The following is a 9,279-nucleotide window of genomic DNA, read 5'->3' as shown; positions in this document are numbered from 1 at the left end:
GTGTTCAAAAAATTCGATTTTCAGTACCGAGAAGGTTGTATGAAGATTAGGGACTGAGGAGCGGAGCGTAGTGGAAGCTACGTGAGCATCTGCAATGTTTCCGGAGGAAACATTCCTCGAAAGCATTGACCTAGTCCCGGCAACCTCGGGCCCCGCGAAAGTAATCGGAGTAGGCTTCAAGCTTCACTTCACTTTCGTGGGTTCCAGACAAGATTCGATGTCGATATCCTTCTCGAGTTACTTCGTAATCAAAATTGGACTTTTTGAACTACCTCTATAATATAACGGCGCATGGCCTGTGACTTCCTTAAATACCCGGCCGAAATGCGTCACGCTGCCAAAGCCCACCTTCCTCGCAATGGCATGGACCTTAAGCGAGGAAAGCTCAAGCAGCTTCTTCGCTTCCTTGATCCGCACGCTATTGACGTATTCAACGAACGCGAAGCCCGTCGCCTCCTTGAAGGAGCGGCTCAAATAATAGGGGCTGATATAAAACTTGTCCGCCATAAGCGCCAACGACAGCTCCTCCTGGTAATGATCGTTAATATGGCGGACGATCTCCGATATGCGATCATGCATCGGACTTGGCGATAACGGAAGCTCCTCCTCATGCTGCTGATAGTGACGGCAGCAGGCAATCAGCAGCTGCACGGCAAGCGATCGGGCCAACAATTCGAATCCGCCGCCCCGCTCCTTCATCTCTTGAATAATCGTTCTGGCAAGCATATCCAAGGAGAGCCTATTGCGCAGGGAACCGCTTAAGACCAAGTAATCCTTCTCCAGCAGAGGACGAAGCGCCTCCTTATGGGCGCCGTCGGACGAGAATAGGCACTCATGCATATTGATGATAAATCTTTCGTGCATCGGCTGCTCCGCATTGGTCGTGCGATGCAAAATATTAGGAGCAATAATGACGACATCGCCTTCATGGATCGTTATCGTCCGGTCTTGTATAAAAAACTCCCGCTTGCCCGCCATCAGATAATAGATCTCGTAGGTGCTGTGAAAGTGGCTCGCCGGCATATGGTGGCGAAGCGCTTTCCGATGGGAGACCAGAAAGGTTCCCTCTCCGTTTTCAAAATATAGATCGTGCATGCTGCTATCCCTCCTTCGGCATCTATTACCCATTATAGCGCAAGAAATAAGAAGAAAGCGCAACTATTCGCAAAACATGTACATTTCCTGATGCTAGAATGAGAGTACAAACCACAAGGAGGAAGGATACACATGACAACCGAATCATCTATTACGACGCCGATCGGCTGGGCGCGCAAAGCCTGCGAGGCGATCATGGCCAAATTCGAACCGGAGCATCTTCCGCCCGACCGGTTCCACTATCATCAAGGCGTCTTTCTGTCCGGCATGGAGAAGTGCTGGAGGCAGACCGGCGAGCAAAAGCTCTACGACTATATGAAAGGCTGGGTCGACAGCCAAATTCTCGAGGACGGCAGCATTAAGAAATTTAAATCCGACGAATTGGACGATATCCAGCCCGGCGTTCTTCTCTTTACCCTCTACGAGCAGACGGGCGACGAACGTTACAAGAAGGCGCTGCATGCTTTGGTGCCGCTGCTCAAGTCGTGGCCGACGAACCCCTCCGGCGGCTTCTGGCACAAAGGCCATTATCCCAACCAAATGTGGCTGGACGGATTATACATGGCGGGGCCGATCGCCGCGCAATTCGCCAATACGTTCGGCGACAGCGACTATTTCGACATGATGGCCTTCCAGGCGCTGCTTATGGAAAAACATACGAAGGATCCTGTTACCGGCCTTCTGTACCATGGCTGGGACGAAACCAAAGAAGCCGACTGGGCCGATCCCGACACGGGCCTTGCTCCGGAATTTTGGGGCCGCGCCATCGGCTGGTATCCCGTCGCCTTGCTGGAGATGTTCGAGCATTTCCCGGCCGACCACCCGGACAAAGCCAAGCTCGTTACGATCCTTCAGGATCTGCTGATCGCTCTGACGAACTTTCAGGATCCAGCTACCGGCCTCTGGTATCAAGTCATCGACAAAGGAGATCGCTCGGATAACTGGCTGGAGAACTCCTGCACGTCGTTGTTCGTACATGCCATTGCCAAGGCTGTCCGGTTCGGTTATCTGGATGCCAAGTATATGGAGCAGGCTTGGAAAGGTTATCGGGGCGTCATTGATACGCTGAAATTCGACGAGAACGGCAACGTCGTCATCGGCAACATTTGCATCGGCACGGGAATCGGCGACTATGCCCACTACATCGCGCGCCCGACCAGCGAAAACGATCTGCACGGCGCGGGAGCCTTTATCCTGATGTGCGCCGAGATGAATTTGGCGGCGCAATAAAATAACGCTAAGAGAGGGACAAGGATACTCTTGTCCCTTTAGCGTTATTTAGAGCATTTTCCAATTCCGCTTACACAGCTTGTATCTGCATTTGACCTGAATACAGGGGAAAACCGAGATCACTCTGGCTTCCTTTCGTAATATTGTGCAACCTTACGAATCCCGTGGATCATCTCGTCTATATCCTGATCGGTGTAAAATTCGTTGATCGGCAGCCGAATCGCCGTATCCAATATTTCCTCCGCGATCGGACATAACCCTTTACTATAGGTAACTCCTGTTATATCAAAGGGAAAATTGCTGTTCAAGTAGGCATTCCTCTGCTGGAATAACGGCTGCATATAGGTTATGGTCGGTATATAGCCTGCACTGTTGGGAATCCCTTCCTCCGCTAGCGCTTGGCAGAATTGATCGCGGGAACAGGATAACTCCTCCAGCTTCAAACGCAGCATATAAAACCAATACGTACATTCCGAATTTTCCAGAACCCGATGGACAGAAATCCCGGGCAAATCCCGGATACCCTCAGTCACCCGATCCCCATAATCTCTTCTTTTCCCGCAAATCCACGGCAACTTTTTTAATTGTGCGATCCCTACGGCGCCCTGGAGCTCTGTCATTCGGTAATTTGGCGCAAGATGATACAAATCCTTCACCACTTTATCGCCAAAGCGTTGAAAGTTTTTATCGGCAAATGCATGTGTCATTTGATACTGCCCTTCATCATCGGAGTTTACAATAACGATACCACCGTCACCTGTCGAAATATGTTTGAAGTCATTGGTGCTGAAGCAGCCATAATCGCCAATAGTCCCCACATATCGGTCCTTGTATTTCGTAAGATAGCTCTGCGCGCAGTCTTCGATTACCTTCAATCGATATTTTCGAGCTATGTCCATGATTGCATCCATGTCGGATGCATTCCCCGCGAGATGAACGACGATAATAGCCTTGGTGCGCTCGGTAATTCTCGACTCGATCGAGGCGGGATTCAACCCATAGGTATGAGGATCCAGGTCTGCGAAGATTGGGATTGCATTTTGGTATAGAATACCGATTAATGTGCCCTGATCCGTAATCGGGCTCGTAATGACCTCATCGCCAACAGAAATTCCAGCCGCCCCCAAGGCAACATGAATTGCAGCCGTGCCGGAGGATGCGGCAACGCTGTACTTTACTCCATACAAAGCATTAAAGTCCGATAGAAACGCTTTAACCTTCCGACCGCTGTGGTAGAAAAGCGTGTTTTGCTCCAAGGCTTCCAGCAACTCTTGCGCTTCCTCCAACCCGAATCGTTTCCCCGTACCGAATGAGGTCGACTTGGCTTTGGTTCCTCCGAATATAGCCAACTGATTGTCCATTTGAATTCCCCCTTCCCTGGTCAATAATTCTTATGAGTTTCCGGCTTTACTGTTTTGACGACAATCTGATGCTGACCATAAGGAACAATCAAATACAGCCAACTGCGGCCAAACTCCCATTTGATGCGAAAGACGGTTTCCCGGTCGCCGCACCATACCTCGGAAACCCCCGTCTCCTGCAAAGCGATCTTGACGATCATTCCGGACTCGTAATGGCAATCCGACTTTAGACGAATTTCGCCTGCGGACATCCGGGCTTCACTAAGCGATGTATCCTCTTCTTCTGCCACATTCATCTGTACACCTGATGCTGTTCGTGCGTTCCACCACCGACACAGCTGATCGTTCCCCATATGGAGGACGGGGGCCTGCTTATAATCGATATACCGGACGATTTCTTCAATTGCTTCACGACAACGTGGAAATTGCACGATATATACAGGATGATAGAAGAAATTCATCGTCATATGGTATTTGACAGCCATATCGATCGGCAGATGAACGTCTTCCAATGCAGCCGTTAATTTGTCCTGAGGGTTCTGGCCAATGCTGCCCCGGTGGCCCAGCTCATAACAAACAATCGGCTGTTCGATGAGATCGATTTTCTCGTTTCCGCGCTTATAATCCTCATAAAAATAAAACGGAAAGGAGGTTCCATACCCGAATGCAAAACGGGGGCTGTTAAAGCCTGGATGATCCCCGTGCAGTCCCGCTCCAAAGAAAGAGTTGTCAGATTTGCTTCCATGCTCGGCCAGCCATCGGGCAGGCTCGGCCCATCCCTGCCAGTTCGTCGCATGCATCAACGTGCTTATCGGACGATAGCCGAACCGCTGCTCGAACAAATCCAATTGTGTTCGAATTCGCTCTTCCGTGATGGCAAATTCATCATCTTTATCCCTCATATAAAACCAGAGCGACACCTCATGCCCATTAGTCTTGATATGTTGCAACTCTGCGAGCGACATCGGGTGCCCCTTGCCTGTCGATGGATGATAGCTGGCTATATTAATATGATAAGGCAGCCCTTTCTCTTTCATAAAATCAGATGCTTGCAGCGATAATGAGGCCGGACCATAATATTCGTCTCCCGTCCAATACAGCAGAGCATCCGGAATCTGATCAAGGTTCGGCGGAATCTGATAAATGAACGGCTGCGGATGGATAGAAATCATATTTTGCAGTAAATAAGCAAGGATATCCGCATAGGGCACCTTGCGCGAATTGTTGCCCACAACGGACATCAGCGAAGTCTTGGAAGCTGCGTTTCCGCTGCCCTGCCCAATCGGTCTGCCTTGGTGAAGCAACCACACTGTCTTGGCCAAATCGAATGCAAAGTACCCGGCATACCCGTTTCCGTATTCGTGCCAGGTTACAGCCGGCTCGGACATTTCGCCGCCGGCGGGGTCATACAATCGGCCTAGCTCAACAGCTGTATCCAACTGAATCAGACGAATATCCGAAATAATAAGCAACCGCTGTTCGCTAAAAAGGATGGGGTGAATATCCTGCGTCAGAGAGTGCGCGCGCAATTCGAAATACCCGGATATCGCAAAATCATCCGGCTCCTGCGAAATATGGCCCGACGGCTTGATCCCGAATACGGGATCCAATCCTCGAACATCAAAGCCGATCAGCACCCCGCCGCCTCGGACCCATAACTCCAGCAGCGAGGCGGCCTTAGCCCCTATTTTCGCCCCCGACTGACTGCCGATGATCAAGGTTCGTATTCCCGCCAATCCATTCGGTTTCTCCAGATCCTCCAACGACAGCACAGTTGCTTTCGCGCCTAACATTCCGCAAATTTCGGCAAGATAAATCTCCCAGCAATTTTGCTTTTGATGATTTAACCCCGCTCTCACCTCATTGTCCGACACATATGCGAGCATTCCGCTCCCCCCCCTTTAACATCCATCGCTGGTCTTGATGAACTCGCTGCTCTCTTCCATCTCTGAATTTACAACCAGTAAATACCAAGGCAATACAAGATGTCAAGACAATTTTTTGGTTAGATTAGCTAACTTTAAAAAAATTTGTGCAATTCTAATAACTTGACTTGAAATAAAATTATAAACATGATAGCTTATTATTGTAGTAAATTTTACTAAAATATAGACTTTTTACGGCATTGAAAAACGGAGGTGGATGATGATCAATCCCGTTCGGAAAGGTGACAAAGCAACCTTTCAACGGACTTAAGCTGATTCGCCAATCGAACATGAAGGAGAGATGGGTTTGAACAGTTTACTTTTCAAAAAGATTTCCGGCTATGTTATCTTGTTTGCAGCTTTTACCATTCTTTTTTGCTTGCAACCAACAAGTTCGGCTTCGGCCGCATCCGGACCGATGGTGCCTACCATCACAGGAGTCAAAGGGGATTACGCAAATCTCATTTTGGAGAGCACTCCGCGCTCCGACGGCAAAATCCATATCAATACGCCGGCCACGATCGCCAGACTGCAGGAGCTAAACGTTACGACCTATGCGTTCCTAATTTGGACGCAGGGCCATTACTGGGACGATCTGCGGCTGGAGTTTATGCCGGCGGCTCAAACTGCGGGCATTAAGATATGGGTCTATCTGACGCCGCCGTCGGAAGGAGAATCGCAGCCGTTCGGAGGAAACTACACGTTGTGGGCGCAGCAAATCGCTACTCTGGCTAATAGTTACCCTAATCTGGAAGCGTGGGTCATTGACGATTTTACAGCGAATCTTGACGTCTTCACACCGGCTTCGTTGGAAGTGCTGCAAGCCGCAGCCCATGCCATCAGACCTCAGTTGGCCTTATTCGTCATCGCCTATTACGAGCAAGCGACCAGCAGTTTCGCCGCCGCTTATAAAGACAGCATCGACGGCATTATTTTCCCTCATGGCGAAAGAACACCCCAAAATTTAAGCAGCTACATCGACACCCTGTACAATAACTTCAGCCCTTACGGCATACCCATTTACTTCATGCCTTATGCTACTTTCTCCAACTTCACCACGTTTAAAAGCGCCGAATATATCAAACAGGAAATCGAAATTGCCCAGGCCAAGGAGGCGGAAGGCAAATTAAACGGCATTCTCATCTATTGCACGCCTAAGGCCACGACCGACGAAACCTGGCTTCTGCCTAACGACCCCTATAAATACGCAACGCATCAGGACTGGTATTACGAGTTGACGAACGATGCGCTCGGCATCCCATGGGCTGTACACAATACGGCGGCTGGAGCAAACGTCAAAACAAGCCAGACGGCGACGGTCACTCAGCCCAACAACACCAGCATCTCCTTCGACGCCTATTCCTACGCTCCGAGCGGATATGCTTTCGGCAGCGACGGCAACGTCGCGCGCATCTCCTATCCGGCGGCGACTCCGGGTGCTGCCGGCATTTACGCGGAGCTGTCACAAATGGTAGCGGTTACGGCCGGATCAAGCTCTTCCGTGTCGTTTAAAATCAAAGACGACTATACAGCCGGCGTATCGGGATATATGTATAAGCAATTGCTAATCGACGATGTCGTCGTCTGGCAACAGGACGTAGCGGGACAAACGACGAACTGGCAGACAGTCAACGTCAACCTGAGTCCATATTTAACGGGCAAAACAACGGCAAAGCTGTCTCTGCGTTTAAAAATTGCAAACGCTGTCACTTATTTCCCTGTAACGACGACATGGGATGACATCGTACCTACCGGATTCAAAGTGACGAATCCTTATTTCGACGGAGATACAGGATGGACAAAATTCCAAAACGCTTCGACGACTGCCGACGCCTTCCGCATTTCCTGGCCGTCCGGGAAACCTTCCGTAAACGGAGCTACAGGCTACAAAATCAAAACCGCGAGCGTTCAGCCTGCCGGGCCCTATACGTTGAATATGAAGATTAAAGACGATTTTGTGTTTAATACGACGGGCTATCATTTCATGCAGCTCGTCATCGACAACACCGTCGTGTGGGAGCAAGACGTAGCCAACGGCAGCGCGGATTGGTCGAACATCAATCTCAATCTTGCCTCTCATTTGACAGGCAAAACGTCCGCGACCTTCGTGTTTCGCGTATTTGACAAGGTCGGCGTAAACAACTTCCCGATCAACGCGGATTGGGCGATTATTTCCACGCAAGGCTTTACGCTAAGCGACAGTACGTTCACAGGCGTATCGAGCATGGCGGACCTGTGGAACATCAAAAAGGGCTCTACGCTTGAAATCGCTTTCCCGCCGGCTGTCGCCAGCACGGCCGGCAGCTACGGCTCCTTCTATTACGGTATGGCCGTTACGCCGGGCCAAGGCAACAAAACGCTCGCGTTCAAGATCAAGGACGACTTCACCGGCGCTACGTCGGGCCATCATTTCGCCCAAGTTGTCGTCAACGGTTCCGTCGTATGGGAGAGAGACGTCGCGGGTGGTACGACCGCTTATCAATCCGTAAGCGTGGATCTAACGAGCGCTCTGGCGGACAAACTAAACGGAGAAGTAGAATTCAGAGTCTACGATAAAGCAGCCGTCGGCAACTTTCCGGTTAAAGTCGAGTATACGGATGTCGTAGCCACCGGCTTTACGTTAAATAACGAAACCATTCGCACTTCAAGCGGTTGGAGCTATAAGGAAATGCCCGCAACAAAGCTTGGCCCTTTCACAACGGAAATCGTATCGCAAGGGCCCGGCATGGCGCTGCTTCAAATGATGATCGACGGCAAAGTCGTATGGAGCCAGGACGCCTCCCGGTTGAGCGCCAGCCCCTGGTCGAAGTACACCGTTGACACTTCTGCGTATACTGCGGGCAAAAGCACCGCGCAAGTGTCTTTCCGGCTGTATTTCACCCAAGCCGTAAGCGGCCTTGGACTCACGGTCCGCCTAGACAATCTGCAGGTACAAGGTTTGGGCATGCAGAACTTAAGTTTCGAGAACACGAACGGCTGGACGATTGCGTATACCGACCAGAACTTGGCGGCGGGATACGGAGGGCCTAAACGAGGACTTCGCGTCTTTGATTATGTTAAGGCGCTGTACCAGTAACGTAAAAAGTCGAAGCCCTCGAAGCCCGACCATTTGCCGGCCTTGATTCTGGCAGCAGCACGACTTGCGGACTTTTTAAGAAGAAACGACTGACGCGCTTCGCATGCTTGGATCAATATCCCCTCTATACAGGAAAAGTTATTAGGCAATCATGTCTGAGTAGATGGGATACCGTTCAGAGGGATTCGTTTAGATGGTCAAAACCGCTCATCGGCCTCAGCGCTCACTCGACAAGTCGCTCCGCCATCGGGGCGACTTGTCGCCGGGGTTGCACTTGGCATGGCCCAAACATCGGCTGCTCTGTACATTTGTGCATTTCTCCCCAATTTCCGGTGCAAATTTGCCCCATGCATAGCGATTTGTACGAAAATACTCAAATTCTCGCTTCAGATCGTCGTTCGGAACCCCTCTGAACCAAAATTTATGTATATATGTACAAATATATAAGTGAATGGCTCTTATCTCACCATAATTGTGTATTTTCGCTCAATTGTTGCGCAAACAACGCAAACTAATCTGCATCGGAGAGCCCCAAACGAATATTGCCGTCCTTTGGCGGCGCAGTAAGTTTCATTCCGAGAAATAAGAGGCC

5 protein-coding genes are annotated in these 9,279 nt (G+C 50.3%); 2 read left to right on the top strand and 3 right to left on the bottom strand.

Annotated elements, in window-relative coordinates:
• Positions 1-237 precede the first annotated feature (237 nt).
• Positions 238-1,095 (bottom strand): helix-turn-helix domain-containing protein, encoded by an 858-nt coding sequence (locus B1748_RS34525; RefSeq protein WP_087572517.1) that lies wholly within the window; start codon positions 1,093-1,095, stop codon positions 238-240.
• A gap of 132 nt (positions 1,096-1,227) precedes the next feature.
• Here B1748_RS34525 and B1748_RS34520 point away from each other — a divergent pair, with 132 nt between their 5' ends.
• The gene (locus B1748_RS34520; protein ID WP_087572516.1) at positions 1,228-2,325 is read left to right on the top strand and encodes a glycoside hydrolase family 88/105 protein; all 1,098 of its coding nucleotides are present in this window, start codon (positions 1,228-1,230) and stop codon (positions 2,323-2,325) included.
• Between the two features lie 119 nt (positions 2,326-2,444).
• Here the strand turns inward: B1748_RS34520 and B1748_RS34515 are convergent, their stop codons facing one another.
• Complete coding sequence (locus B1748_RS34515; RefSeq protein ID WP_087572515.1) at positions 2,445-3,686, bottom strand: DegT/DnrJ/EryC1/StrS family aminotransferase; 1,242 nt, start codon at positions 3,684-3,686, stop codon at positions 2,445-2,447.
• A 20-nt stretch (positions 3,687-3,706) separates the two neighbouring features.
• Positions 3,707-5,572 (bottom strand): polysaccharide deacetylase family protein, encoded by a 1,866-nt coding sequence (locus tag B1748_RS34510; protein ID WP_087572514.1) that lies wholly within the window; start codon positions 5,570-5,572, stop codon positions 3,707-3,709.
• 346 nt (positions 5,573-5,918) lie between these two features.
• Here B1748_RS34510 and B1748_RS34505 point away from each other — a divergent pair, with 346 nt between their 5' ends.
• Positions 5,919-8,687, top strand: a complete 2,769-nt coding sequence (locus tag B1748_RS34505; protein WP_087572513.1) for a hypothetical protein — start codon at positions 5,919-5,921, stop codon at positions 8,685-8,687.
• The last annotated feature ends 592 nt before the right edge of the window (positions 8,688-9,279 follow it).

The organism is Paenibacillus sp. MY03 (genome assembly GCF_002165585.1).
In the GTDB taxonomy this organism is placed as follows: Bacteria; Bacillota; Bacilli; order Paenibacillales; family Paenibacillaceae; genus Pristimantibacillus; species Pristimantibacillus agaridevorans.
This window is presented reverse-complemented; position numbering and strand designations above follow the sequence as displayed.